The 442-nt window shown below is 57.2% G+C and carries 1 protein-coding gene; it reads right to left on the bottom strand.

From position 1 onward, the window contains the following. Positions 1-442, bottom strand: a 442-nt coding sequence (locus EOA85_RS36995) for an FAD-binding protein (RefSeq protein WP_127212846.1), incomplete at both ends; no start/stop codon positions are given.

Genomic DNA, 442 nt, shown 5'->3' with positions numbered 1-442 from the left:
CCCAGAGGTAAAAGCCCAACCAAGATGGTGGCCATGGCCCTCCAGGATGATTCCGCCCTGGCCTGTCGCTCCCGCCGCATAAAGACCTGGGATCACCTGCCCGCTTTTCGAGAGCACTTCCATTGAAGCCGAAATTCGGAGGCCCCCCTCAGTCAGCAGCCAGCTTCGAACCGGTCCAAGAGCAATGAAGGGTGGTTCAAGTAATCCAGCACAGCCCGGGCGGGGATTGCGATTGTAGTCAGCTATGGTCACTTCAAGCGTGGGCGGAGAAACGCCTATCTTGCTTGCGAGCCCACTTAAGGAGCGCGCGCTATGATAAATGTCCTTGCGATTTCTCCTGTAGTCCGGCAGGTACGCGTAAGCGACCCCGGGTGCCGTTGATATGTAATTCGGCCAGGCGCTGAATGCTTTTGCTAAGCGGCCATCCAGGATGATGTAGGCT

This window comes from Mesorhizobium sp. M5C.F.Ca.IN.020.29.1.1 (assembly GCF_003997375.1).
GTDB lineage: Bacteria > Pseudomonadota > Alphaproteobacteria > Rhizobiales > Rhizobiaceae > Mesorhizobium > Mesorhizobium wenxiniae.
This window is presented reverse-complemented; position numbering and strand designations above follow the sequence as displayed.